General features: G+C 59.8%; 22 protein-coding genes and 3 pseudogenes. 14 read left to right on the top strand and 11 right to left on the bottom strand.

Features of this window, described 5'->3' with window-relative positions; translation table 11 throughout:
• Positions 1–584 (top strand): plasmid replication protein RepC (gene repC, locus LC343_RS23900; protein ID WP_274385144.1); only part of this gene is annotated, 584 nt, incomplete at its 5' end.
• A 44-nt stretch (positions 585–628) separates the two neighbouring features.
• On the opposite strand, the gene LC343_RS23895 is transcribed toward repC, so the two are convergent.
• Positions 629–838 carry a hypothetical protein gene (locus LC343_RS23895; protein ID WP_223479667.1) on the bottom strand — a complete coding sequence of 70 codons (210 nt, stop codon included), beginning with the start codon at positions 836–838 and terminating at the stop codon, positions 629–631.
• A gap of 85 nt (positions 839–923) precedes the next feature.
• A complete protein-coding gene (locus tag LC343_RS23890) occupies positions 924–1865 on the bottom strand; it encodes a recombinase family protein (RefSeq protein WP_223479666.1) in 942 nt (313 codons plus the stop codon).
• 149 nt (positions 1866–2014) lie between these two features.
• Between LC343_RS23890 and LC343_RS23885 the strand changes: the two genes are divergently transcribed.
• On the top strand, positions 2015–2353 hold the full coding sequence (locus LC343_RS23885; protein ID WP_223479665.1) for a type II toxin-antitoxin system RelE/ParE family toxin: 339 nt from the start codon (positions 2015–2017) through the stop codon (positions 2351–2353).
• Positions 2350–2691 carry a helix-turn-helix domain-containing protein gene (locus LC343_RS23880; protein ID WP_223479664.1) on the top strand — a complete coding sequence of 114 codons (342 nt, stop codon included), beginning with the start codon at positions 2350–2352 and terminating at the stop codon, positions 2689–2691. Before LC343_RS23885 ends, LC343_RS23880 begins: the two co-directional genes overlap by 4 nt.
• A 16-nt stretch (positions 2692–2707) precedes the next feature.
• Here the strand turns inward: LC343_RS23880 and LC343_RS23875 are convergent, their stop codons facing one another.
• Positions 2708–3919, bottom strand: a complete 1212-nt coding sequence (locus LC343_RS23875) for a site-specific integrase (protein WP_223479668.1) — start codon at positions 3917–3919, stop codon at positions 2708–2710.
• Between the two features lie 123 nt (positions 3920–4042).
• Between LC343_RS23875 and LC343_RS23870 the strand changes: the two genes are divergently transcribed.
• The 4 genes and pseudogenes from LC343_RS23870 (at position 4043) to LC343_RS23855 (ending at position 7990) form a co-directional block, all read left to right on the top strand.
• Positions 4043–4987, top strand: coding sequence for a DUF1403 family protein (locus LC343_RS23870; RefSeq protein ID WP_223479663.1), 945 nt, complete (start codon positions 4043–4045; stop codon positions 4985–4987).
• 5 nt (positions 4988–4992) lie between these two features.
• Positions 4993–5706, top strand: coding sequence for an SMC-Scp complex subunit ScpB (scpB, locus tag LC343_RS23865; protein ID WP_223479662.1), 714 nt, complete (start codon positions 4993–4995; stop codon positions 5704–5706).
• Positions 5707–5973: 267 nt separating this feature from the next.
• Positions 5974–7164, top strand: a pseudogene (locus LC343_RS23860) (ISKra4 family transposase); the annotation flags it as partial.
• A 63-nt stretch (positions 7165–7227) separates the two neighbouring features.
• Positions 7228–7990, top strand: a pseudogene (locus LC343_RS23855) (IS6 family transposase).
• Between the two features lie 84 nt (positions 7991–8074).
• On the opposite strand, the gene LC343_RS23850 reads toward LC343_RS23855, so the two are convergent.
• From LC343_RS23850 to LC343_RS23835, 4 genes are all read right to left on the bottom strand, one after another.
• Positions 8075–8845 carry a 3-ketoacyl-ACP reductase gene (locus tag LC343_RS23850; RefSeq protein WP_223479661.1) on the bottom strand — a complete coding sequence of 257 codons (771 nt, stop codon included), beginning with the start codon at positions 8843–8845 and terminating at the stop codon, positions 8075–8077.
• Positions 8842–9459 carry a TetR/AcrR family transcriptional regulator gene (locus LC343_RS23845; RefSeq protein ID WP_223479660.1) on the bottom strand — a complete coding sequence of 206 codons (618 nt, stop codon included), beginning with the start codon at positions 9457–9459 and terminating at the stop codon, positions 8842–8844. The genes LC343_RS23850 and LC343_RS23845 overlap by 4 nt, the downstream gene beginning before the upstream one ends.
• 72 nt (positions 9460–9531) lie before the next feature.
• A complete protein-coding gene (locus tag LC343_RS23840; RefSeq protein ID WP_223479659.1) occupies positions 9532–11142 on the bottom strand; it encodes a GMC family oxidoreductase in 1611 nt (536 codons plus the stop codon).
• A 29-nt stretch (positions 11143–11171) separates the two neighbouring features.
• On the bottom strand, positions 11172–11930 hold the full coding sequence (locus LC343_RS23835) for an enoyl-CoA hydratase/isomerase family protein (protein ID WP_223479658.1): 759 nt from the start codon (positions 11928–11930) through the stop codon (positions 11172–11174).
• Positions 11931–12193: 263 nt separating this feature from the next.
• Between LC343_RS23835 and LC343_RS23830 the strand changes: the two genes are divergently transcribed.
• From LC343_RS23830 to LC343_RS23800, 7 genes are all read left to right on the top strand, one after another.
• A complete protein-coding gene (locus LC343_RS23830; RefSeq protein WP_223479657.1) occupies positions 12194–13801 on the top strand; it encodes an acyl CoA:acetate/3-ketoacid CoA transferase in 1608 nt (535 codons plus the stop codon).
• Between the two features lie 26 nt (positions 13802–13827).
• Positions 13828–14823, top strand: coding sequence for an ABC transporter permease (locus LC343_RS23825; protein ID WP_223479656.1), 996 nt, complete (start codon positions 13828–13830; stop codon positions 14821–14823).
• Positions 14742–16310, top strand: a complete 1569-nt coding sequence (locus LC343_RS23820) for a sugar ABC transporter ATP-binding protein (RefSeq protein WP_223479655.1) — start codon at positions 14742–14744, stop codon at positions 16308–16310. The genes LC343_RS23825 and LC343_RS23820 overlap by 82 nt, the downstream gene beginning before the upstream one ends.
• On the top strand, positions 16294–17346 hold the full coding sequence (locus LC343_RS23815) for an ABC transporter permease (protein WP_223479654.1): 1053 nt from the start codon (positions 16294–16296) through the stop codon (positions 17344–17346). Before LC343_RS23820 ends, LC343_RS23815 begins: the two co-directional genes overlap by 17 nt.
• A complete protein-coding gene (locus tag LC343_RS23810; protein ID WP_223479653.1) occupies positions 17343–18344 on the top strand; it encodes a substrate-binding domain-containing protein in 1002 nt (333 codons plus the stop codon). The genes LC343_RS23815 and LC343_RS23810 overlap by 4 nt, the downstream gene beginning before the upstream one ends.
• Before the next feature lie 108 nt (positions 18345–18452).
• Complete coding sequence (locus LC343_RS23805; protein WP_223479652.1) at positions 18453–19943, top strand: aldehyde dehydrogenase family protein; 1491 nt, start codon at positions 18453–18455, stop codon at positions 19941–19943.
• Positions 19944–19989: 46 nt separating this feature from the next.
• Positions 19990–21162, top strand: coding sequence for a dihydrodipicolinate synthase family protein (locus LC343_RS23800; protein ID WP_223479651.1), 1173 nt, complete (start codon positions 19990–19992; stop codon positions 21160–21162).
• A 94-nt stretch (positions 21163–21256) separates the two neighbouring features.
• On the opposite strand, the pseudogene LC343_RS23795 reads toward LC343_RS23800, so the two are convergent.
• The 4 genes and pseudogenes from LC343_RS23795 to LC343_RS23780 all read right to left on the bottom strand — a co-directional run.
• Positions 21257–21541 (bottom strand): annotated as a pseudogene (locus LC343_RS23795) (type IIL restriction-modification enzyme MmeI); the annotation flags it as partial.
• 69 nt (positions 21542–21610) lie between these two features.
• The gene (locus LC343_RS23790; protein ID WP_223479650.1) at positions 21611–22462 is read right to left on the bottom strand and encodes a TniQ family protein; all 852 of its coding nucleotides are present in this window, start codon (positions 22460–22462) and stop codon (positions 21611–21613) included.
• Positions 22459–23340: a TniB family NTP-binding protein gene (locus tag LC343_RS23785; RefSeq protein ID WP_223479649.1), complete on the bottom strand. Its 882-nt coding sequence runs from the start codon at positions 23338–23340 to the stop codon at positions 22459–22461. Before LC343_RS23785 ends, LC343_RS23790 begins: the two co-directional genes overlap by 4 nt.
• Positions 23341–23352: 12 nt before the next feature.
• Positions 23353–24606 carry a transposase family protein gene (locus LC343_RS23780; protein WP_223479648.1) on the bottom strand — a complete coding sequence of 418 codons (1254 nt, stop codon included), beginning with the start codon at positions 24604–24606 and terminating at the stop codon, positions 23353–23355.
• Positions 24607–24713: the final 107 nt, after the last annotated feature.

The following is a 24713-nucleotide window of genomic DNA, read 5'->3' as shown; positions in this document are numbered from 1 at the left end:
TGAGCGCCAATGAGTCTCATTCTGAGCGCCACATACAGAATTCAAACCCAGACTCCATATCTGAATCTGAAAGAGGCTCCCGAAAAGAAGATGAACCGAGCGGCACGCCCACGGAAAACGATAACCTGCGGAGCTTGCCGAAGCGGGAGTTGCCATTGGGTATTGTGCTGGATGCGTGCAAGGGCTGGCGCGATCTGGCCAAAGACGGCGAAATCCGAAACTGGCGGGACTTTCTGTCGGCCGCGGAGGTCGGTCGCGTCATGCTTGGGGTCAGTCCGAGCGCCTGGCGCGAGGCCTGCGAGGTCCTCGGCGATAAGCACGCGACGATTACGCTTGCTGCGATTTATCAGCGCGCCGATCAGATCAACAGTCCCGGCGGCTATCTGCGCAGCCTGACCGACAAAGCACGGGAAGGCAAATTCTCGGCCTGGCCGATGATCATGGCGCTGCTTAACGCCAAGCTTGAGGCGGGCAAGGCCGCAGCCCAGGCGTCCTCTCAGACCCAGCAACCACCAGAGAGCCGGAAAGGGGGCTTCGAAGTGTCTGATGCTCTTCGTCAGTCGATGAAAAAGTGGGATTCTTGAAGCGGATCGGGGGCAGGAGAGCCGGTTTTCGCCAGGCCCTTGCGTCACTCGCTGTCGACGAGGCAGTCAAAAGCATCGAGGAGGGTGTCGACGATCGCCTGGCCGAGAGTATTGGCCGCGCCGGAGAGTTGCGCTTCGTCACCGGATCGGGCGGCCGTGGCAAGCGCAGAGCCTTGCTCAATGATGATCGTGTTGGCGCGATCGATCGCCCAGTGCGCAAACTCCTCGCGATTGTTGATGACCATCGTATCCATGAAGGTGCTCCCGGCTTTACGCTTTGTTTGCCATGTTTCGCCTACGGTCGAGGCCCGCGATTTGTACTGCGTTCGCGGCTTTCTATCACCCTGGCACTTCTGCCTCTCCGGCGTCGATCAGGCCGCTGCGTTTGGCGCGATCGATGAGGTTTTTGACGGAAGAGGGCGCCCATCTAGTTCCGCCGCGTGGCGTACGCTCATGCAGTCGTTCGAGCTGAGTGCCGATCTCGCGCAATGTAAGCTCCGGATTGGACGAATGGATTCCGGCCACGAGCGTCATAAGACGATGTTCCGGCGGCCTTGGTGGCGACTTCCGCAAAAGTGACGCATCGGCCATGCCTTCTGAGACCATCCATTTGACCGCCCGCCGCAACCGTTCCGGCGTCCAGTCGAAACCGCGCTGTTTGAGAACCCGGGCAATGTCATCCCATGTGTGGTCCGGACGCATCCGCTTCACAGTCGGAAGCCATTGCGAGGCTGATGCCTGAAGGCGTTCGCCATAGGCCGCTTGTTGCGCCAGCTTCATCTTCGAAAGCATCTCTGGCCGCCGCTCGCGAATCCCCGGATTGCCAGGTAGGCGTCCCTTGGCCTTTGCCGCTGCGATCCCGGCCTTGGTCCGCTCGGAGATCAAAGCACGCTCGAGCTGTGCCACGGCGCCGAGCACCTGCAGTGAGAACATGCCCTGGGGCGTGCTGGTGTCGATCGGATCCCTCAGAGAACGGAAATGCGCGCCCTTTGCCGTCAGATCCTCGATGACGTCCAGAAGATGGCTCACGGAGCGCGCCAGGCGATCGAGGCGTACCACGACCAGCGTATCGCCGGCGGCGATGTTCTGAACAAGCCTCGACAGGGCAGGGCGTGCCCGTGAGGCGCCGGAGCCGTGCTCCTGGACGATCGTTTCGCAGCCGGCCGACCGCAACTCAATTTCCTGCGCCTGTGTCGCCTGCTCGTCCGTAGAGACGCGCGCATAGCCGATAAGCCGTCCCTGTGGTCGACGCGACGTGCGATTATGCGTGTCAGCAGCCATTTGGAGCGCCTGAGAAGTCATTGAGGGCTGGTTTTACAAACATAGAAGATACGGATAACTGATGGGTTGAAGGTGTCTTTGCAGCGCGTCGGCTCTTGACTCTGGCCTACCGCCATCGCATGTATAACCCACTGGGTTATAGGAAGCGTATGCAGACCGTCGCCGAAACACCATTGTTCATCAAGCAGGCGGCGGCGCTGTTCAGCGACGATGAGCGAAAGGAACTGATCGACTTCCTTGCAGCCAATCCGCAGGTCGGCGACGAAATCCCGGGTACTGGTGGCGTTCGAAAGATGCGGTTCGGAGCCAAAGGCAAGGGTAAGCGTGGCGGCGCAAGAGTCATCTATTACTGGTACAGCGATGACGCGCCGATCTATGCGCTGCTTGCCTATGGGAAGAACGAAAAGGTCGACTTGAAGCCGGACGAAGCAAAAGCGGTTTCCGCCTTCGCGAGGGCGATCAAGGCGGCGAACAGGAACAGGACATGAGCGAGATGACAAAATTCGGCGCTGATCTGATTCAGGCCATGTCGGAAGCTTTGGCGCATGCGCAGGGAAAGGACGTTCCCGGCGTCAAGGTGCACAGCGTTGACGTTGGTGCGGTGGACGCAAAGGCTATCCGAAAGAAGCTCGACCTGACCCAGGATGAGATGGCAGTGGTCCTTGGGACCAGCCCTTCCGGCTACAAGAAATGGGAGCAGGGCAAACGGCAGCCGAGCGGCGCCGCCCGCACACTGCTTCGTGTCATGGACCGAGAGCCGGAGGCGGTACTGCGCGCACTCTCGTCGCCTGATGCAGCGCCAGAAAGCAAGGAAGCTGCGCACTGAGTAGGGGAGGGGGCTTTCAAAGCCCAGAGGCCTTGGTGAGATTGACCCGGAAACGATCCCTCCGGCGCTGATATTTCCGGGTCATCTCGGCCGAGGCATGACCCAGGTGTTTTTGCACATAACGCTCGTCAACCTCGGCCGATGAGGCGAGGCCCGCGCGCAGCGAGTGGCCAGCAAAGAGCTTTGCGCGCTCGCTTTCCGACAGATCACCGCGCACGCCGGCGGCCAGTGCGGCGCGCTTGACCAGGCGGGAGACCTCCTGGTCGTTGAGCCGTTGGGCGCCAACTGTCTTGCCCTGTCCGGTCACCCTGCGGAACAGCGGGCCATGGGCGACGCGTGCGAACTTGAGCCAGGTCTGCAGCGCCACGATCGGGCAGGTCGCGTCGGACGAGCCGCGGCCGACCTCGACCTCGCGCCAGCCAGTCTTGCCGCGCAGCGTCACCAGCAGGCCTTTATTGAGGATCTCGATCCAGCCGCGGCCGTCCTCGGTCTGGTCGCGACCGACGTCGAGGCCGACGATTTCGGAGCGGCGCAGACCGCCAGCAAAGCCCAAAAGCAGCATTGCCCGATCGCGAAGGCCACGCAGGGTGCCGCGATCGAGCGTTTCCAGCATGGCGATCAGATCTTCTGGTAGCAACGCCTCCTTCTGGCGGGGAGGAGATGCGTGCTTGTTGCGAATACCGGCCATGACCGTGGCGATATGGCGGTCCTTCCTGTCGAGCGACTGCCCGCGCTGCGCATAGTTCCACGTCAGCGAAGAGAGCCGGCGTTCGATCGTCGACACCGAGTTGGGCTTCTTGTCCCCGACTGCCCTGCCGGAAGCGCAAGCGGTGATATAGAGGCCGACGACTTGCGGATCCGGAGGGAGGATTTCGACGCCCTGCCGGCGGCACCAACCCGCGAAATGCTTCCAGTCTGAGGCGTAAGCGCGGCGGGTGTTGGCGGAACTTGCCGCTTCGACATAATCGCGCGCACGGTCGGCGAGCGCGTCGAGATTTGTCGGCAGGCGAAGGCTTGAGATAGCGGGAACGGAAGGTGAGGGGATTGCTGCCTTGCCGGCAGCGTTTTCCTGGGGTTCCTCGTTAAACAGGACGTCAAGGTCGATATCGGGCAATTCGTCTGCGGAGTGCGCCGGTTCGGTTTGATCGACACCCTGGGATGTTTGCTGTGATCGAGCGGAGCGTCCCTGAGCACGCTTTTTTGGGTTTTGATCGACGAGAGAGGTCATTTCTTTCATAAAACGCAAAACGAATGATAATGCAAGATTATCGTTCATTTTATGTAATCGACAGGCGCGGCGGTTTATGCGCGAAATGATAGTCATAAGCGCCGTTCTATGGTAACTAGAATCATGGTGAAATCCCCTCGATTCGTGCTCCCGTCACCGCCGTCCTTTGCGCCGCTGCCGGCCGTGCTGCGTCCCAAAACGGAGCCGGAAGGCCCGGCGGATGCCGGTTTTCTTGCCGGGGCGGCGCTGGCATGGCTGCACCGAATAGCCTGCGACGAGCATCCGATCGGCAGCCTCTGGCGGCAACGCCTGGCGCTGGCCAATGCGGTGGCCTTGATGCCGATGCTGGGGCGGGCCGAGGACGAGGCGGCCTTGCGCGATGCCGCGATGCTCACCCGGCCGGGCGACGATCCGGGGCCGGCCGGCAAGGTTCTGATGGCGTGGCGGCGGCTGGCCGAGCGGCAGACGCAGCTCGTCGACGACTGGTGGCTCTCGGCCTCGGCGGTACTCAGGCTCGGCATCGATGAGCGGATGAGCGACATCTACGCCGCCGCGGAGCGCCTCGCGCGCGGCGAGGCCAACCCGATCGCCGCCGCTGCGGAAATCGCCGCGGTTTCGATGAAATTCCGCCCCGACGCCGAACTGCTGGCGCTGTGGCTGGCAGACGCCATGCTGGCGGCGCGACTGAAATGGCCGCGTCCGGTGCCGCTTCTTGCCCTCGAGATCAGGCGCAAGGACCTGCGCGCCGCGCCCGAGCACCTCGACGGCACAGGGCGCTGGCTGGCGACCTGTGCGTTGGCCTATGCCAAAGCCGCGGCGCGCGCCTCGGATCTGCATGCCGATCTGTGCCGGCGCGCGGGGCGACTCGCGGCCGCCGCGCCGAAGATGCGCGCGAAACATGCTGACGAGGTGATGTTGATCCTGATGATGGAGGATGCCCAGACGGCTCGCTCGGCGACCGATGCGATGAGCGAGCGCGCCGCCCGCCGGCTGTTCGAGCGTCTCGAGGGGCTTGGTGCCGTTCGCGAATTGACCGGGCGGCCGACATTCCGGCTCTACGGATTGTGATCGCCATGGCGGAGAGTTCGGCTAGACGGCGGAAAGGAAGCCAGGGAGGCAAAGGCCGCCCGGACGACGGTCTGTTCGACCGCGAGCTCGATCATCTGCCAGCGGAAGTCCGCTGGCGCGAATGGATGAACCGGGTCGAGGCGGTTATCTTTGCGGCAAGCGATCCGGTAAGCCGTGAGACATTGGCGCGCATCGTCGGCAAGAGCTGCAGCATCGATCTCCTCATCGATGACATCCGCGAGGAACTGCGTGGCCGTCCCTACGATCTTGTCGCTGTCGCCGGCGGCTGGAAGCACCTGACGCGCCCGGCCTATGGCGACGCGATCCGTACCGCGATCGGCGCCAAAGAGCCTATTATCGATCTAAACCAATCCGAGATGCTGGTGTTGATGTGCATCGCTTATTTCCAACCCGTCACGCGTGCCGAATTGTCGTCGTTCTTCGGCAAGGAGATCAGCCGCGATCTGATCGGCAAATTACGCGGCTCCGACATGATCGCGTCCGGGCCGCGCAGCCCGACGCCTGGCGCGCCCTACACCTACGTGACGACGTCTGGATTCCTCACGGAGTTCGGTCTGAACACGTTGCGGGACCTGCCCGACTTCGAGGCGCTGGAAGATGCAGGGTTGCTGTCGAGAGAAAAATTGCTGGCCGGCGAGATCCTGCCGGAACTTGCAGGAGGGGACGACAATGACGCGGAGCCCGCCGGTGAGGAATAGATGAGCTATGGCGGCGATCGCGGGCTTTTTTGTCCCGACGCTTGGATTTGCGGTTTGGAGAAAGGCACATCGCCGACCACGCGCGAATAGGCGGCCAGCAAATCGGCGAGCCCGGCACTGGGTCGGGTTGAGCAAACCGGTTTCGGGGTCGATTGGCTACTTTCGCTTGGCAGTTAAATGCAAGAATGCGACGCTTTTGTTGGGAGCGGGAAAAATGTGGTGGTAAGAACCTTCGGGTAATCGGGGCCTTTTCGGAAAGGGCGCCCGTTGGCAACGGAACTGAAGATGAATATCTGGGTCGAACTTGTCGGGGACGACGGTGTTCCGGAACGTCGGCAAATTGCATCAGTCGCGCGCAACGTCGATGGAGCCAGTTTCGACGACTTCGGCCTCTCCTCGGAGGATGGCAAGGCGATACAGCGCCGTCTACAGGAGACGCTCACGCAGGCTCAGGCGGATCAAGCTTGCCAGCAAGACCGGAGGTGTCGCGACTGCAACCGCCTTCGCGGAGTTCATGACTATCGATCTCGAACGGTCCATTCGCTCTTCGGCATTTGTCGCTTGCGTGTGCCTCGGTTCCGCAGCTGCGCGTGCGGAGAGTCGGCAAGATCGGGCACGGGAAACATCCAGAACCTGCTGAATGGCAGAGCAACGCCGGAACTGGAGCGAATCCAGGCTGAACTCGGCTCCCGGCTATCATTTCGAGAAGCCGCCCGTGTGCTCGATCTGTTTGTGCCGGCCACGACGTCCCACAATCATCGTACGGTCAGCAATAGGCTCGCCAAGGTCGCTGATCAAATCGAAAAGTGGGACGCGGCGAGCCCCTCTCGCATCAGTCGAGCCGGCGGATCCCCTGTTTCCGTTTTCATAGATGGCGCCCACATCCGAGCAGTTCCCGGATATCAAAGCCGCCATTTCGAGATCGCCATGGGGCGCGTTGTCTCACCGGGACGGCGACCGCGCCAGTTCGCGGCTGCGCCGAATGTGACCACCGGCAAGCACGATCTCGTTCGTGCAGCGATGCGGGCGCAAGGATGGCTGCCTGGCCGCGACGTTACCGTCTTCAGCCACCGAGACGTCGGGCTGCAGAGCATCGTGCTCAGCGCGACACGGCAACCCGTCACGCATATTCTTGACTGGTTCCATCTGTCGATGCGGCTTCGGCACGTCGAACAGACATGGGAAGGGCTGAGGACCGTCGGCGACCTGAGCATCTATCTTCGGGACGTCTCGTTTCACGTGCCGCGGCTTCGGCATCTCCTTTGGAGCGGTTACGTTAGGGAGGCAACGAGAGCTGTCAAGGGTATGCTCTACCAGTTGGAGCAGTACGCCCGGTTGCGAGACGCCAACCATAAGCTCAAGCGTCTGTACGTGTTGCTCAGCAACCTCCAGACTTACCTGATCCAGAACAAGACTTCGATCGTCGATTACTGCCAGCGATACTGGGTAGGTCAGCCGGCTCTGTTGCAAAAAATCCGTTCGTGCCGGAAAGAGTGCTGGTGTTTTTCAGCGAGATTTTTGATGAGCGATTTCAAGTGGCGTCATTTTCAGGGCGAAGTGATCTTGTGGGCAGTTCGCTGGTATTGCCGCTATGGGGTGAGTTATCGGGATCTCGAGCAAATGATGGGTGAACGCGGTGTGCCCGTCGATCATACCACGATCTATCGCTGGGTGCAGAAATACGCGCCGGAAATTGAAAACCGACTGCGCTGGCACTGGCGTCGGCCGCAGTCGACGAGTCGATGAGACCTATGTGAAGGTTCGCGGCAAATGGACTTACCTGTATCGGGCTGTCGACAAGTTCGGCAACACGATCGATTTCTATCTGTCGCAAACCCGCAATGCCAAGGCGGCGAAGCGATTTCTTGGCAAGGCCATGAATGGATTGACGGATTGGGAAAAGCCAAAAGTCATCAACACTAACAAGGCGCCCACCTACGGCACCGCAATCTGGGAGTTGAAGGCCGAAGGCAAATGCCCAAAGGAGCTTGTGCACCGGCGGCAGGTCAAGTATCTGAACAACGTGGTCGAGGCCGATCATGGCAAGCTGAAACAGCTGCTCAAGCCGGTGAGAGGGTTCAAGACGTTGAAGACAGCCTATGCAACTATCAAGGGTTTCGAGGTCATGCGGGCTCTGCGCAAGGGACAGGCCGCGATCTTCAACTTGACCGGCGACATTCGCGGGGAGGCCCGCATCGTCGAGCGAGCCTTTGGGATTGGACCGAGCGCGCTTACTGAGGTGGTGGCAATGCTCGCGCGGAATCTCGACACCAAACCTGCGTAACTGAAGCGTACGAAAGCCCCTTCTCAGCCATCCGGGATATTTGCAACAGAGCCATTTGAAGCAACCGCCGGGGTGCCCCCGATGTCAGAGGACGGGAATCGACAGGCCGCCATCCAGATTGATAACAGAGCCAGTCGCGAACGCAAACGAACCGGACGCAAGTTCCTCGATAGCCCCTGCTATGTCGGCAGGTTTGCCCCATCGCTTCATGGGGACAAGGCCGTTCTCGATCAGCGTGTCATATTTCGACGTGACTTTAGCCGTCATGCCCGTGCGGACAATTCCTGGGCGAACCTCGAATACCGAAACGCCGTCTGCGGCCAACCGCACGGCAAGATTTCTCGTGAAGGCAGTTAGCGCGGCCTTGGATATACAATAGTCCATTCTGTCCGGTGACGCGACGGTAGCCGATATCGAGCCAATGTTTATGATCGATCGAAAAAGACCTGCCGACCTGCTGGAGAGCATAGCGTCCACTACCTTTTGCGTGAAGAACACTGTGCCACGCAGGTTGACGCCAAGCACAAGATCGAAGCTTGAAGGCTCCAGGTTGAGAAAATCCCCCCGCGCAACGGACCCTATACCGGCGTTGTTGACAAGGCAGGAGACCGGCCCGAGCCGGTCTTCGATCTGACGCAGAACATCGCGGTGCTGTTCAATATCGGAGAGGTCTGACTGGACATAGCACGAGGCCGCACCCAGTTCGTGCAGCAAGTTTGTCACGTCCTCAGGCGCATTCAACCCCGTAATCGCGACACGGAATCCGCCTCCGGCAAGCTGGCGGGCGGTCGCCAGCCCAATACCGCTCGTTCCTCCAGTTACAATGGCGGTTCCACGTTCCATCGGTCCACTCATTTGGCAACTCCGGCCAGATCGGGCGTAGGACAGTAGGCTGAGAAAACGACAGCGGCAGTCGCTGCGTAGAGGGCCTCAAGCTGTGGCCATCCGGAATCGAGGGCCACAGCCGCGGCGCTATTTGCGAGGCTGGTCAGCAGGGTAGTGATGTTGTCGAGCGGCGCATGGCCGGCAAGTTCGCCAGAGGCGGCGGCGGCTTGCACCGCATTGCCAATGAACCCGCTGAGATGGGTCGTGTAGGACTCGAGGCAGGCAACTGTTTCAGGGATCAGCGCCTCCTGCTCCATTCGCAGTCTCCAGATGAGGCTCCAGGGTTGGTTTGTATTTTCTCCCGGATTGTAGCGCAGGTAACGCTGACGGTTCAGGCCGGAGGCAAGCTGCAGCTTATCCTTCAGGGTGGTATTAGGGCGCATCCAGACACCCCGCTGCCGTTGGATTGCATCTTCGACGTAATTGGAGACCACATCCAGCACGAGGCTAGCTTTGCCGCCAAAATGATAATGGATGTTCGTGGTCGTGATGCCCAACCGCTCCGCGATCAATCTGAAATTGGTGCCGCGGTACCCGTTCATGATTAACAGATCAATGGTGGCGTCACGTATCTGAGCCTTCATCTGTGTTCCCGCTCGCTTCGCCATTCGACAGGCCTGTCCCGCTTGCTTGTTTCGATCTTACAGAACGAGACCTCAAATCCCGTACTGGACTTCCTTCTCGAGGATAAGATCCGAGGCCTTTTCGGCAATCATGATCGTCGGTGCATTGGTATTGCCGCTGACTACGCAAGGCATGATCGAGGCGTCGGCAACCCTGAGCCCGTCTATGCCTCCCACCCTGAGATCCGGGCCAACGACGGCGTCCGGATCCACCCCCATCTTGCACGTACCGCTGAGATGGTAGTTCGACGTCACTTCCTTACGCAGGTACTCGTCAATCTCGGCGTCAGTCCTGACGCCTTGCCCTGGCGCATACTCTTCCGCGCGATATGGAACAAAAGCCTCCTGAGCAAACAACTCCCGCCCGAACTTTATGCCTTCGCGCAGCGTCGAAATGTCGGCTTTGCTCTCGAAGTAATTCAGGTCGATGAGCGGTTTGTCCAACGGGTTGGCAGATCGCAATTTGATGGACCCCACGCTCTCCGGCCGCTGCAAAGTGAAGTAAAGCATGAAACCATGGAACGGGAGAATGGTGCGACCGTTGTTCGTATACATGATATTCGTCATGAAGTACTGCAGGTCGGGCGCGGCAAGGCCGGGACGCGTCCGGATGAAAGCCTGCGCCTCGCCGCCATGGTAGCTGGCGGGACCGCTTCCCGTCGCCATGTATTGCAGGAAGGCTAGCGTTGACCGCAACGGTCTTGTGTGGGGGAGCAGCGAAACAGGCCCTGAGGCGAGCTGTTTGAGGGTTACGGCCGGATGATCCTGCAGATTCCGGCCAACGCCCGGTAGTTTCGCGTTCACGCCAATGCCGTGCGACGACAGGTGATCGGGATCGCCGATCCCCGACAGCATGAGAAGCTGAGGGGAGTTGATGGCGCCGCCGGAAAGGACCACTTCACGCTCGCAACGAATCGTGCGCAGGCGGCCGCGCTTCAAGTATTCGACACCGACAGCTCTACCTTTCTCGATCAACACACGGGTAACCTGTGCACGCGTCAGGACCGAAAGGTTGGGTCGGCCCTTTATTGGAGCAAGATATGCCGCCGCCGAACTGCAGCGCCGGGAGCCGGACATCGTGCTATCGGTGGGACCGACACCATCCTGTTCACCTACATTTAGGTCGTCATTGTAAGCCAGTCCCATCGCCTGGGCCGCGTCCACGAAAGCCTTGCTGAGCGGATGATGTATACCGTAGCGGAGCGTTTTCAGGGGGCCGGACTGGCCGCGCCCTTCGCTCGCCTGCGAGGCTGCAAATCCTTCGGCTCTTTCGAAATAGGGCAGGCAATCAGCATAGCTCCAGCCGACATTCCCGAATTGCGCCCACCTGTCGAAATCCGAGGAATGTCCGCGGATGTAGACCATTCCGTTGATGGAGCTCGACCCACCGATGACCTTGCCTCTCGGACAATAAAGTCGTCTGCCCTGAAGATGCTTCTGCGGCTCGCTGTAGTAGCCCCAGTCGAGCATGCCTGTCTGCATGAGCGGAAGGAAACCGGCGGGCATGTGGATGAGTGGATTCCAGTCCCAGATGCCCGCCTCGAGTAGAGTGACGCGGTTCTGAGGATCTGCAGAAAGACGGTTGGCGAGGACGCAACCCGCCGCCCCCCCACCAACTACAATAAAATCCGTTGCAGTAACCATCGAGTGCACTTTCAAGGCAGGCGGATACGTCAGGTATGGGTGCGATCCGAGAAAAATTCCCGGATGCCATCCATGTGCCTGCCCTCGGCAAAACACATCGTCGTCATTTCGTTTTCATATTCGGCTCCGGCTTCCAGCGGCATGGAGAGCGACGCCCTCACCGACGCTTTCATCGCTTCGAGAACGAGCGGACGCGTCTGGGCCAGTTGTCGGCAGATGGAGCGCGCACGATTAAGCGCCTCACCGCTGGGTACGACCTCCTCGACCAAGCCAAGGCGCAGGGCCTCCGCCGCATCGACGTGATCTCCGGTCAGCAACAGCTTCATGGCGGCACCATAGCCGACGAGGCGGGGCAGCAACTGCGTTGCCGCGCCGCCGCCCACCCAGCCGCGCTTCACTTCCGGGAAGCCGATCCTGGCGGTTACATCCGCAATCCGCACATCGGCCGAAAGCGCCATTTCAGCGCCTCCCCCTAGGGTCCAGCCATGCAGGGCGACTACCAGCGGCTTGCGGAGACGGCGAAATGCGGCCGAGTATTCTTTCCGGTTTCGGTACGCCCAGAGATCCGGGTACTGGGCAAGTGAATTCAGGTCGCTTCCTGCACAGAATGCTCGATCCCCTGCGCCGCTGAGAAGGATCACTCGAACGTTCGGGTCTTCATCGAGTTGCCTCGTCAGATCAAGAAGCGAGGCTGCCATCTCGGCGGTAACTGCGTTCAGCTTGGCAGGGCGGTTCAGCGCCACCCCGGCAACCCCGTCATCCACCTTCAGGTCGATCAGGTTGCTCATAAGATTCCTCAGATTCCTCCACCTGTGTCGCCAATAGCGGCCATTTTCGTGGAGGCTAACTATAGGTCTTGAAGGGCTCTGTCAATGTGCACTTATTTATTTATAGGTATTTTTATTGGTGTAAGAGATCCTGAATTTCGGCTTAAAATAGAGGGATATTGATAGGCTTATAGCGATTTGGAGGACATGTATGGCGATTCACATATTGACTTATAGATAAGTATGTTTCAAACAGGGCCCGCGTGAATGCGTTGTGAGGAAGCATGAAAGTCCTGTCGGCCGATCAGGCCGGAAGTCTTATCGAGGATGGTGATACGGTCGTTATCGGCGGATCCGGAGGCGGGCATTCCGTTCCCGATGCGTTGATGGCTGCAGTCGAGCGTCGTTTCCTGGCGAGTGGGCATCCTCGTCAGATCTGCTCCTTTCATCCGGTCGGCTTGGGAGATCGAGTAAGCACCGGGGCGTCGCGATTCGCCCATCCGGGACTGCTCAAGAGGATCATTTGCGGTGCGCTCGTCGACTCTCCCCCGATCGCCGCACTGGCGGCGGCTGACGAGATCGAGGCCTACACGCTTCCGCAGGGGGTGCTGTCGCAGTTGACCCGCGAGATCGCTGCCGGGCGGGCCGGGCTCGTCACGCATGTGGGGCTGAACACTTTTATTGACCCGCGCCATGGCGGAGGACGCCAGAGTAGCCGCGCGGTCGAGTCGCTTGTGGAACTCGTTGAGATCGCCGGTCGCGAGTGGATGTTTTACAAGTCGTTCAAGATCGACGTCGCCTTCATTCGCGGCACCACCGCGGATGAAGACGGGAACATCTCGATGGAGCAGGAGGCAGTCTACGGCGAAATGCTCGCCATGGCGCAGGCTGCGAAGAATTCGGGCGGCATCGTTATCGCACAGGTCAAGCGCCTCGCTGCCCGCGGCTCGATTCCGCCGAAGAGCGTGAAGGTGCCTGGTATGCTTGTGGACGCGGTTGTGGTCGTTCCGGATCAGCCGCAAACGTTCCGCACCGCTTACGATGCTTCCTATGCTGGGGAGATAAGAGTGCCGCTGGCGACCCTGCCGCGCCTGCCGCTCGATGCGCGTAAGATCGTCGCCCGCCGTTGTGCTCTTGAACTTCGCAAGGGTTCCATCTGCAATATCGGGTCCGGTATCTCGACCGGCCTGCCGCTTGTTGCGGCGGAAGAGGGGATCCTGGACGATATCGTCCTTACCAACGAGCAGGGGATCATCGGAGGCGTACCGGTCGATGGCGACGACTTCGGTGCCGGGCGCAACTACTCGGCCATCGTGGACCAACCTTATCAGTTCGACTTCTATGATGGAGGCGGCATAGATCTGGCCTATCTCTCGGCGGCAGAGATCGATCGATCCGGGAATGTGAATGTAAGCCGCTTTGCGGATCGCATCGTCGGGATCGGCGGTTTCGTCAACATCAGCCAGAGCGCAAAGAAGGTTATGTTTTCAGGCACTTTCACCGCCGGAGGGTTGGAGGTTTCATGCGCGAACGGCGAGTTGCGCATCATCAGGGAGGGGGCCAACAGGAAGTTCGTCGAAACGGTGAAGCAGGTCAGCTTTAGCGGACGTTATTCAACCGAAAGAAAACAGGACGTGCTGTTCATCACAGAGAGGGCCGTATTCCGTCTGAATGATGGCGTCGTCGAACTGGTTGAGATCGCCAAGGGGATTTCGCTGGAAGATGACGTGCTCGCCCTTATGGACTTCAAACCAAGGCTTTCGCCTTCTCTCAAGCACATGGATGAGCGCCTTTGCGTCGATAGTCCGATGGGGCTGAGCGAAGAGCTTTCCGCTGCCGAACGTCCGATCCATCCGCGTCTGCGGCGTGTCGCGCCGGCGCCTGACTGTTAGCGCCAGGGCGGCGGAGGAGGACTCAGATGAACTCGAGCGAGACTTCGATGGTGCACCGCTTTGTGAGCACCCGTGAGGCGCTCCTTTTGCTGATCAACGTCGCAATCTTCGCGTTCCTCGCGATCATGCGGCCGGAGGCGTTCGCCAGTTGGACGAACCTTAAGGCAGTATTGTCCCTGATGACCTACGACCTTCTGCTCGCCATGGCGATGACGGTCGTGCTGATCGTTCGTGGTATCGATCTGTCTGTGGGTTCCGTGCTCGCGCTGACATCGGTAACGATGGCGTTGCTGATGCGTGATGGCGTGCCTGTGATTCCTGCCGTTTTTGCCGGGCTCGCTGTGGCGCTGGCTTGCGGGCTGATCAACGGCCTTCTCATTGCCAAGGCCGGCATTCTACCCTTCCTGGTCACGCTTGGCATGATGTCCGTCGCGCGCGGGCTGGCAACCGTTCTGACAACCGGCCAGTACATATCGTTCCCGCGGGCCGAGCGCTGGTTCACTCAGTTTGGCCGCTTCGAATTTCGCCTTCAGATAGGCGACAGCTTTTACGGGATACCGCTTCCGTTGCTGATCGTTCTGGCCGTGATCCTGCTGTTCGGACTGCTCCTGAACAACCTCCCTCTGCTTTCGCGGCTCTTCTATGTTGGAGAAAGTCCGGAAGCCGCGAAGCTGTCGGGCATCCGGGTCGATCGACATCTGATCGCATCCTATCTGATCGCAGCGGCTTTCGTCTGGTTTGCCGCAGTACTCATGACCTCTGCCACCAGGATCGGCTATGCCAATTACGGCATTGGTGCGGAACTTCGCGCGCTCGCGGCAGCGATCGTCGGCGGCGCCAGCATCTCCGGTGGAAGCGGCAGCATCGTCGGCACGTTTCTTGGCGTGCTCATGCTTGCCCTCATCGGCAACGGCTTCATCCTGATGAACGGAAACCCCAATTGGCAGCAGGCTACGGTCGGCATCGTGCTGATAGCGGCCGTCGCTTTCGACGCCGTCCGCAGATATCGGACGGGGTGGTGATCATGCTGGATCTTCGCGGTGTTACCAAAAGCTTCTTCGGCAACCAGGTGCTGCATGCCGTCGACTTCAACGTTCGCGCCGGCGAAGTCCACGCGCTCATTGGTGAGAACGGCGCAGGCAAATCGACGCTCGTCAACATCATCGCCGGCATCCTGAAGCGGGACGGCGGCGACATCATGTTCGACGGCAAACTCGTGGATTTCGGACATCCGCTTGAGGCCATGACCGCTGGGATAAGCATGGTGCACCAGGAACTCAGTCTGGTGCCAAATATCAGCGTCGCAGAGAATATCTATCTTCGCCATGAGAAATCGAACACCCTCGGCTTTAACGACTGGCGCGCTATGCGACGCGGTGCGGCCGAGATATTCGAACGCATGGGAGTAGACATAGATCCGGCAGCTCCTGTGGGCAGTCTCAGCGTCGGGATGCAGCAGCTCGTCGAGGTCGCAAAGGCGATCTCTCTGAACGCCAGGCTCATCATCATGGATGAGCCCACCTCGTCGCTGTCCGAGAAGGAGATAGCCGAGTTGTTCGTGGTGGTGCGAGACCTCAAGGCCAGAGGCATCGGCATCATCTTTATCTCGCACAAGCTGTCGGAACTGTTCGAGATCAGCGATCGACTGACAGTCTTCCGCGACGGTCAGCATATCGCAACAAAGGATATAGCCGAGATCACGACCGAAGACGTCATCCAGATGATGGTAGGTCGCCACCTTGGAGACCTGTTCCCTCCAAAAGCCTCGCAGATCGGCGATGTTGTTTTCGAATGCACCAACGTGTCGAGATTTGGCTATGTCCGCGACCTGACCTTCAATTTGCGACGCGGTGAAATCCTCGGCCTCGCCGGCCTTGTCGGATCAGGGCGCACCGAGGCCATGCGCGCGATCGTGAATGCCGATCGGCGCTTATCCGGGCGGTTCAAACTCAACGACAGCGAGGTGTCGCTCTCCGACCCTTTTGAGGCGATGCGACGCGGCATCGTCTATGTGTCGGAGGACCGCAAGCAGAGCGGCCTGTTCCTGGGCTACGATATTTCCGCGAACATCGGTGCGTCGACACTGCAGCACTATCGCAATCGTTTCGGCATGTTGTCTCGTGCGGCTCTGCGTAACAAGGCGAGGACCTATGTCGACACGATGTCGATCCGTCTACCGAACGTTCTTGCCCGCACGATAGACCTTTCAGGCGGCAACCAGCAGAAAGTACTGCTGGCCAAGGCGCTCGACCCGCAACCAACAGTTTTGATCGTCGACGAGCCGACGAGAGGCGTGGACGTGGGCGCAAAATCGCTGATCCACGCCCGCCTGCGGGAACTGGCAGAGTCAGGTGTCGGTGTGGTGATCGTTTCGTCGGAAATGCCGGAAGTGATCGGCATGAGCGACCGGATTCTCGTGTTCAGAAATGGCGAGGTCACTGCTGAACTCGACAACCGGAGCGGTGCAGTAACGCAGGAAATGGTGATGACCCATGCCACCCATCATTGACAGGCAATCCAGAGCTCAGAGGTCGGCAGGGCAAAAGACCGCGCTCGTCCAGTATATCGGGCTGTTCGCAATTACGCTGGCCATATTGCTGGGAACACAGCTCTTTTTCGGCAACGTGCTGACCGCCGCGAACCTTGAAGTTCTTGCGATGAACCTGGTGTTCGAGGGGATCATGGCGCTGGGCATGACCTTCGTCGTCATTTCGGGCGGTATCGATCTCTCAGTAGCATCGGTCTTTGCGTTCGCGGAGATTCTGGTTGCGAAGTTGATGGTCGAGGCGGGTTTGCCCGTCCCCGCTGCGATTGTGATCACCCTTGTGACATGTACCGGCATAGGGGCTTTGAACGGATTCATGATCGTCGCGTTTAGGGTCCACCCCATCATCATCACGATGGGAACGCTGCTGACGCTTCGTGGCGTGAACCTAGCTATCACTGATGGCCGGTCCATCTCCGGCTTCTCCGAGGGCTTCGTTTTCCTCGGCTCCGGCAAGGTCCTCGGGATCAATTTTCCAATCGTGTTCTTCATCGTTACTGCCCTAGTGCTCGGCGTGCTGCTAGCCAACCATCGCTTCTTCCGCCAGCTCTACGTCATCGGTGGCGGTGAACGGCCGGCTCGCCTCTCCGGCATCAACGTCAATCGAGTGAAGATCATCATTTACATGCTCTCCGCGACGCTTGCCGGCGCGGCGGGGATCATGGCGGCGGCCCGCTACGGGGCCGCACATTGGGGGCACGGCAATCTTGCTGAGCTCAAGGCAATCGCTGCCGTCGCAGTTGGCGGAGCCAACATCAATGGCGGCAGCGGTACGATCGGAGGTACGGTACTCGGGGTGATTTTCCTCGCAGTCGTACACAACGCCTTCGTGACATCAGCCGTGAACACGTTCTGGTACGACGTGGTCAGCGGCGTGATGCTCCTCGTTGCCGTCCTCCTCAGTCGGCTGACCCAGCGTCGGAACCTGTTCGCGCAACTGCGCATTCGGCAGGCGAAGATGGATCAGATAGCAACCTCAACAAAGGGAGAGAGTCTATGAAATCTATGAAAAATTTACTGGGGGTGGCGGCGGTTTCCGCAGTCATCGCCGCCGGCTTCGCCAGCACGTCTGCACGCGCTCAGGAAGCTCCGGAACATTACGCGATGGTAGTCTTCCTCAAGGGCTCGGAGTTTTTCAACTGGGCGTATGCCGGGTTCCAGGATGCGGCCAAGACCGTCGGGGCGACCACCGAGCTGCAGGGCCCGGCGGATTGGGATGCATCGGCCGAGGCGCGCGCCGTCGACCAACTCGTGGCCAAGGGTGTCAAGGGAATCGCAGTCACGGCAGGAGATGCCGATACGCTGGTCGCCTCGATCAACGCGGCCATGGACAAGAGTGTACCGGTTCTGACGTTCGATTCCGACTCGCCAAAGTCGAAGCGTCTTCTTTTTGTCGGCACCAACAACTTCAATGCCGGCTTCGCGGCGGGTAAGGCGATCGGCGAGAAGCATGGCGACAACGCGCGTGCGGGCATCTCGCTGTTCCCCGGCAATGATGCCGTCAATCAGCGCATTCAGGGGTTCAAGGCAGGCTTGGCCTCCGTTGCTCCCGGGGCAAAAGTTATCGCGGAAGTCAACGACGAAGGCGATTTGCAAAAGGCCGAGCAGGTGAATACGGCGATGCTGCAGGCCAATCCGGAGATCAATGTGATCTTCTGTGCGCACGGCAATCCCGCCACGGGAGCGCTTGCTGCAACGCGCAACGTCGGCCGCGACCAGGGAGACAACAAGATTGATGTTGTAGCATGGGCCATCGACGTGCCGATCCTGCTGGGCGTTCAGGAAGGGGAGTTCACCATGACGGTGGCACAGAACCCCTACATGATGGGAGTACAGTCCTTCCTTCAGCTGTGGTCTGCTGCTCATCCGACGCAGTTCGACAACATGAATCATCCGGGATTTGGCAATGTGCCGACCGCTGATCTCGACACTGGCGTTAAGATCCTGATGCAGGGCGATCCTGCCGTCGAAGCACTGATGACCCCTCCGCAGCTCTGATCGCTGCATAATGTCGGGCGCGGGAGTATTTCCCGCGCCCGGTTCCCCTATGGACTACGGTTACAAACCGACCCAAGCCCGTATTGGCCACCGTTGACGGAGTCTAAGATGACGCTACACACAACGCCCGTCCTTCCCAGAACGCCCAGGAAATTGGAGAATCTCATTGGCGGCAAATGGTTTTCTCCTTCTGACGAAATGGTGAGGAACAGCCCCGCACACGGCGTTCCGGTGACTGTCGTCCCGCTTGCTACGGAGGCAGATGTCGATCAAGCGGTAGCGGCGGCGAAATCCCGCTTTGACAACGGCGGGTGGAGCGATCTGCCAGCTGCGGCAAGAGCGGAAGTGTTGTTGCGCGCCGCTGACCTCATCGTCGAACGCTGTGATGAACTTTCACTCGCCGAGACTTTGGAAGCCGGCAAGCCACTCTGGCAATCCGTGAACGAGATAAAAGGCGCCGCAGACATCTGGCGTTTCGCCGCGGGCCAGGCGCGCGCCATCCACGGTCAGACGTTCAATAATTTCGGTTCGAAGAGTCTGGGCCTTGTGCTGCGCGAACCAATAGGAGTGGTCGGGCTGATCACGCCTTGGAACTTTCCCTTCTTCATTCTGGCAGAGAGACTGCCATTTATCCTCGGCGCTGGTTGCACGGTTGTGATGAAGCCGAGCGAACACACGTCGACGACGACCATCATGATGGGGCGCATCCTCGAGGACGCAGGTTTGCCCGAGGGGGTTGTCAATATTGTCACGGGTCTCGGCGAACCAGTTGGCAGGCGCATTGCCGAACATCAGGACATCGACATGGTCTCGTTTACGGGGTCGACCCGTGTAGGACGGTCCACCATCATCGCATCCGCGGGCAATATCAAGAAGCTGAGCCTCGAATTGGGTGGCAAAAACCCCGTGATCGTTATGGCTGATGCCAATCTCGAAAAGGCCGCAGACGGCATTGTCTACGGTATCCTCCACAACGCCGGCCAATGCTGCGTCTCGGGAAGCCGCTTGCTCGTGGCGAGGGAGGTCGAGCAGGCTCTCACAGAGCGCATCGTCTCCCTCATGCAGCGGGTGAAGGTGGGTGATCCGCTTGTCCCGGAAACCCGGGTCGGACCGATCGTCAACGACATCCAGTTCAACCGGATCAAGAAGCTGGTTGATGACGGCCGCAAGTCTGGTGCTACGCTTCTGACTGGCGGCCGTCAGATAGAGCCGCTTGCGGGATATTTTCTGGCCCCAACCTTCTTGGCCGATATCCGGTCAGACATGGCGATTTCGGGGGAAGAAGTTTTCGGACCTGTGCTTGCCGTCAGCGCCTTCGACACCAAGGACGAGGCGCTACGCATGGCCAACCACACGCGCTATGGCCTTTCAGCCACCGTTTGGACTGAGGGTCTTCAGGATGGGCTTGACCTTGTTCGCGGCGTAAAGGCTGGGCGGGTCTGGCTCAACACGACCATTACCGGTGGTCCGGAGATGCCGATTGGCGGCTACCGCGAGTCCGGTCAGGGTCGGGAAACCGGACTGTCAGGGATCGAGGAATACACAGAAGTGAAGTCGATCCTCGCGGACCTTGGCGAACGGGGACCCTGGGTCCCTTGATCTCGAAGTCAGACAAGCGATCAGCAACTGAATTTGCAGAGTATCCATGCCAGTCAGACTGAACCTCCCTACACATGGTGGCGAACTCGAATCCTACACCCTCCATGGTGACGCATTCGTGGAGGCGCAGTCGCCTCCGCAGTTCAACCGGATAGCCTATGCGGCAGCGCATGTTGTTGCAGACCCGCTGCTGACACTCGATCCCTGGCTGGAGTCCCACATAGATTGGGACGCGACGCTCGCTTTTCGACGTCATCTCTGGAAGTATGGGTTCCGGATTGCCGAAGCGATGGACACGTCGCAACGCGGCATGGGGCTGGGCTGGGAAACAGCGAGGGAGTTGATCCGTCGCTCGACCGTCGAGGCCCGGTCGATAACCGGCGCGGATCTGGCCTCGGGCGTCGGAACCGATCAGTTGGAGATCACACAGGCGACGTCGCGCGACGACGTCATAGCGGCCTATGAAGAGCAACTGGGTTTCGTTGAGGGCGTCGGTGGACGAGGGGTCCTCATGGCAAGCCGCGCTCTGGCTGCCGTGGCCCGCGACGCGGACGACTTCAGCTATGTCTACGATCGGATATTGAGCCAGGCTTCGAACAAGGTGGTGCTTCACTGGCTTGGCGATGCGTTCGATCCGGCCCTGAAGGGTTATTGGGGAAGTGAGCGATTCGAGCACGCACTCGATACGGTTCTGGCGATCATCGAAACCCACAAGGACAAGGTCGAAGGTATCAAGCTGTCGCTTCTTGACAGTGACAAGGAAATTGCGCTGCGAAGGCGGCTGCCCGAAGGCATTCTGATGTTTACAGGAGACGATTTCAACTATCCAGAACTGATTGAAGGGGATAGCAACCGCCATTCGCACGCCCTGCTCGGTATATTCGACGCCATTGCCCCTGTTGCCTGTTCGGCGTTGGTCGAGTTGGCCAAGGGAGAAAACGAAAAGTATCGTGCGTTGATGACGCCAACGGTCCCACTCGCAAGGAAGATATTCGAAGCTCCTACGCAATACTACAAGGCGGGAATCGTTTTCCTGGCTTGGCTCAACGGCCACCAGGGCCATTTCCAGATGGTGGGCGGGATGCAATCATCTCGTTCCATCCTGCACTACGCTGACATCTTCCGACTGGCTGATCGTGCTGGACTTCTGGTCGATCCTGACTACGCTCGCAGCAGGATGCTGCTTATGCTCAGTATGGCAGGCGTGGAAGCGGCATAGTAGTACTTGTGCTCAAGGACCGCAGGTGGGAACAGAACGCGCCATGTTCGCGTGCTTCATCAGAGGCTCTTATGGTGCAGTCTTTTCGCGGGAGGACAGTATCGCCGCCGACAAGATCTTCGGCTTCGAAGGTCTGGCCATCGGTGGCCAGGATGAATTTCGCTTTCGCGCGGGTTGTCGCCGGGCTGTCCCTCAACGCGGCAAGGGTCTTCGTCACCTCTCCGCTCGGCGCGACCGCGATATGGATATTGCTGGTTTGCAGAACGCCGCCCAGATCGGATTTGTTGGACGCACCGCTGCGCAATTTCTTCAGGGTGGTTGCCTTGTTTCCGAATGCCTCCAAGAAGGCATAGGGAAACTCGGCCGTGTCACTTAGCACTTAAATGTAAGAATGCGGTTGTTTTGTAGGTCTTTGGCACTTTAAACTGAGAATCATCGGACTCGATTCTCATATTAGCTGCAACTGCCAGGGTGGTCCCCACTCCATCGCCGGGGTTACCAAATGGTCGGCCGCCTCGACGAAGCGGTTCTTGTTTTCTCCCATCATGTGCCCTTTCAGCATTTTCAACATCGCAGGCCCTGCCCGGTCGACTATGGCCACTCCTGCCAAGATCGCGGGACGGATGTGTAGCGGCAGAATGGGGTGCTTTGGCGAGAACGGGAACGCGGTCTGTTTGATCAGAAGGTCATCAAGATCGGGAACGATGGCGCCGAGGAGCCGGTAGCGCCAGAGATCGCCATCGAAAGGGGGCGGCCAGGGGATGCGGCGCATGAGCAAGAGTCGCGCAATCTCCAGTGGTGGCAGCCATGTTTCCACGCGGCGTTCTGCGTGGTTATCCAACAAGGCCTCACCGCGACGTGCTGCCGCGCGATATGGTGCAAGTGTCCGATCGCCATCGCTGGTGGTCTTGTCCTGGTAGGGTTCCCCACAGTGCGGGCAGTTGATCCGCCAACCTTGCAATTCGCTTCGAAGGACTGGCAGTAGATCAGCACCGGAATGAGTGCAACGCGCGCAACGCTGCATCGGACCCTTGGAGATGAAGCGGTGAGCGGCTTTCGGGGCGTCCGCGAAGCTCAGACTGCGTACAAGTTTCGGGCTGGCGCCGAACATCACGGCAATCCGGTTCGCCTGGGCTTTCGTCAGAGAAAGGTCGACGGCCCCAAGCGATGTCGCCTCCGGCAATCCATGGCGCAGCATGGTTAACGGCGCAACCCCGTAAAAGTTCGCGTGGCGACTGATCCAGGATGAAAGAAGTTCGCCGGGCAGAGGCGGCAAGGTGACGGGCAGGCGGCCCGTCATGCGAAGGCCGCCTCGATATCAAATGCAGGCACCCAAGCCTCGACGGCACCGTCAGTGATGTGTTCAGTACCGCTTTCGATTGCCTCGATCGCAAGGCTGCCCAGCATCTGGAAGATGTTGGCCGTGATGCCGTCCGTGATTTGCAGAATGCGCCGCAGGGATTTGGGCGTCAGCACAGAGGATTGCCGCAATGGCGTATTGCGCAGAATCGACGCGATCAGGGTCTCGAAGTCTTCGTTGGCGGCCCAACGGTTCAGGGTGAGCTGCTCGAAGCGGGGCGCAAGCTGAACGTCGCCGCCGATGGCTTCCCGGGCGTCGTTCACGCCGAAGCAGACCAGTGAGATTTGGAGCCGGTTGCTGAGAAAGCGTAGCATGTTGAGCACGATCCGTTGCTCTCGATAGGTCCCGGCAAGGATATTGTGGACCTCGTCGATGACCAGCACCTGGACGCCGATGGCCTTCATGATCCGCATGGTCGCCTGTTCCATCTGGGCAATATCGGCCCGCGGTGCCTGGGGCGCGCCGAGGAGGGAAAGCAGTTCACCATAGAAGCGCCGTTCTCCGGGGCGGCTGACCATTTCCATGGCCAGGACCGGAGTCTTTAGAATACCGGTCCGGCGGTCAAGATGTGGCGCATGCTGGTCACGGTAGCGTTGCATGATCATGGTCTTGCCCATCCCGCTATCGCCATAGATCGCGACAGACGGCATGCGGGGGCCTCCCGGATGATCAAGGAGTGTCTCGAGGCGATCGAGGGCTTGCTTCGCGCGAGGGTAGAGAACCCAACGGCGGGATCTGATGGCGCGAATGCGTCCTGCCTTGGGTTCAGACAGCAGGGCCGCCGCGTCGGCGGTCAGATGAGGGTGATCGTTCGTCATTCTGGCTCCAGCTCATTCGGTGTCCTCAACAAAAGGCACCGGTTTGCTGGAGTCGACGCCACGGAGTGTGCCCGTGACCCGGAGGTCATCGCTCAGCCTCGGCTGAGCCTTGCCGCGCCGCGCGGCCGCGGTTCTGTTTACGGCCTCGTCAACCAACTTCCGCTGTTCGAGCGCGGTCCTCACGACCGCACGGCTATCGACTTCACGCCGCCCCTTCTCGCGCAGGGTGCGACGCGCCGTCAAAGCCTCGTGCAGGGAAATGGGCGCCAGGGTCAGATCTGCATAGCGGGCTTCAACGAAGTTGCCCGAAGGCCGTCGCACGAAGACACGCGACATGTCACGCGGGTCATACTTCACCAGAAGCCGCCGCTCCGTCCGGCCCACGTCGGCGCTGAGCGCGGGAGACCAGTAGCGGAGATCAAACAGATGGATGCCGGTCGGGCGTAAAGTCCGCTCCTGCTCCGGCAGGAAAGAGACCCAGAACTGTAGCCGATCCTCCGGCAGCCGCAGAGGGATCTCTCCTTCATGGTCCCGCCAGACGGCAAGGGGAGGGCGGCTCAGCGAACTGTGGATGGATTGATGATAGGACCCGACAATGTCGAGGGCGATATAACGCTCCAACTCACGCAAGGTCAGCGCCGCATGTTTCTTTGAATCATACTCCGCGAGGTCCTGCGCATTGCTGAAGGTCGTACCGGGCAGAAGATGCAGCCGTCCCATCTGGGTGCCGATCAGCCGCTCGATATGTCCGCCGAAGCGCGGTGTAGCCGGCGGCCGCCAGTCGATCGCAATGCCTGCATTCTCGCAGCCACGCTTGAAGGTGCGACTCCGGAAATCCGCGCCGTTGTCCACATGAACCCGGTCGGGAAGGCCGGCCACTGGCCAGGGCTCTTCGATCTTGCGCGCTTTAAGCCAGGCAGTCTTGTCATAAACCGAATGCAGCAGGCAGAGGCTCGTCGAAAGCCGGGATGGCGCCTCCATGGTCAGATAGAACCCTGTTACCATTCGGCTGAAGACATCCATGGCCAGGGTCAGCCAGGGTCGCCCGATTGGCTCTCGGGTTTCCTCGTCGACGACAAAAATATCGGCCTTCGTGTGATCGATCTGAACGATCTCAAGGGGTCTGGAGGCCGACAATGACCCGGGAACTGGCGTCGTTGCTTTCTCGATCTTCGTCTCGCCCCGGCGCTGTGCACGCTGGCGCAGATCAAGGTCGCCGAGACGCTTTTCGATCGTCCGACGATGCGGCGGCTTCAACTCTGCCACCGCACAATCCGTCCGAATGTCCCGCACCAAGGGGTCGGTTCCGGCTGAGGGCGAAATGACACCCTAAGCATTCTTCCCCTTGGGCCACAGATACTCGCCAGTCAGCA

Origin of the sequence: Oricola indica (genome assembly GCF_019966595.1) — a bacterium.
GTDB classification, from domain to species: domain Bacteria; phylum Pseudomonadota; class Alphaproteobacteria; order Rhizobiales; family Rhizobiaceae; genus Oricola; species Oricola indica.
This window is presented reverse-complemented; position numbering and strand designations above follow the sequence as displayed.

Coding starts and splice junctions, on each gene's coding strand:
- LC343_RS23895 (WP_223479667.1), bottom strand. CDS start 838: ATGGATACGATGGTCATCAACAATCGCGAGGAGTTTGCGCACTGGGCG.
- LC343_RS23890 (WP_223479666.1), bottom strand. CDS start 1,865: ATGGCTGCTGACACGCATAATCGCACGTCGCGTCGACCACAGGGACGG.
- LC343_RS23885 (WP_223479665.1), top strand. CDS start 2,015: ATGCAGACCGTCGCCGAAACACCATTGTTCATCAAGCAGGCGGCGGCG.
- LC343_RS23880 (WP_223479664.1), top strand. CDS start 2,350: ATGAGCGAGATGACAAAATTCGGCGCTGATCTGATTCAGGCCATGTCG.
- LC343_RS23875 (WP_223479668.1), bottom strand. CDS start 3,919: ATGACCTCTCTCGTCGATCAAAACCCAAAAAAGCGTGCTCAGGGACGC.
- LC343_RS23870 (WP_223479663.1), top strand. CDS start 4,043: ATGGTGAAATCCCCTCGATTCGTGCTCCCGTCACCGCCGTCCTTTGCG.
- scpB (WP_223479662.1), top strand. CDS start 4,993: ATGGCGGAGAGTTCGGCTAGACGGCGGAAAGGAAGCCAGGGAGGCAAA.
- LC343_RS23850 (WP_223479661.1), bottom strand. CDS start 8,845: ATGAGTGGACCGATGGAACGTGGAACCGCCATTGTAACTGGAGGAACG.
- LC343_RS23845 (WP_223479660.1), bottom strand. CDS start 9,459: ATGAAGGCTCAGATACGTGACGCCACCATTGATCTGTTAATCATGAAC.
- LC343_RS23840 (WP_223479659.1), bottom strand. CDS start 11,142: ATGGTTACTGCAACGGATTTTATTGTAGTTGGTGGGGGGGCGGCGGGT.
- LC343_RS23835 (WP_223479658.1), bottom strand. CDS start 11,930: ATGAGCAACCTGATCGACCTGAAGGTGGATGACGGGGTTGCCGGGGTG.
- LC343_RS23830 (WP_223479657.1), top strand. CDS start 12,194: ATGAAAGTCCTGTCGGCCGATCAGGCCGGAAGTCTTATCGAGGATGGT.
- LC343_RS23825 (WP_223479656.1), top strand. CDS start 13,828: ATGAACTCGAGCGAGACTTCGATGGTGCACCGCTTTGTGAGCACCCGT.
- LC343_RS23815 (WP_223479654.1), top strand. CDS start 16,294: ATGCCACCCATCATTGACAGGCAATCCAGAGCTCAGAGGTCGGCAGGG.
- LC343_RS23810 (WP_223479653.1), top strand. CDS start 17,343: ATGAAATCTATGAAAAATTTACTGGGGGTGGCGGCGGTTTCCGCAGTC.
- LC343_RS23805 (WP_223479652.1), top strand. CDS start 18,453: ATGACGCTACACACAACGCCCGTCCTTCCCAGAACGCCCAGGAAATTG.
- LC343_RS23800 (WP_223479651.1), top strand. CDS start 19,990: ATGCCAGTCAGACTGAACCTCCCTACACATGGTGGCGAACTCGAATCC.
- LC343_RS23790 (WP_223479650.1), bottom strand. CDS start 22,462: ATGACGGGCCGCCTGCCCGTCACCTTGCCGCCTCTGCCCGGCGAACTT.
- LC343_RS23785 (WP_223479649.1), bottom strand. CDS start 23,340: ATGACGAACGATCACCCTCATCTGACCGCCGACGCGGCGGCCCTGCTG.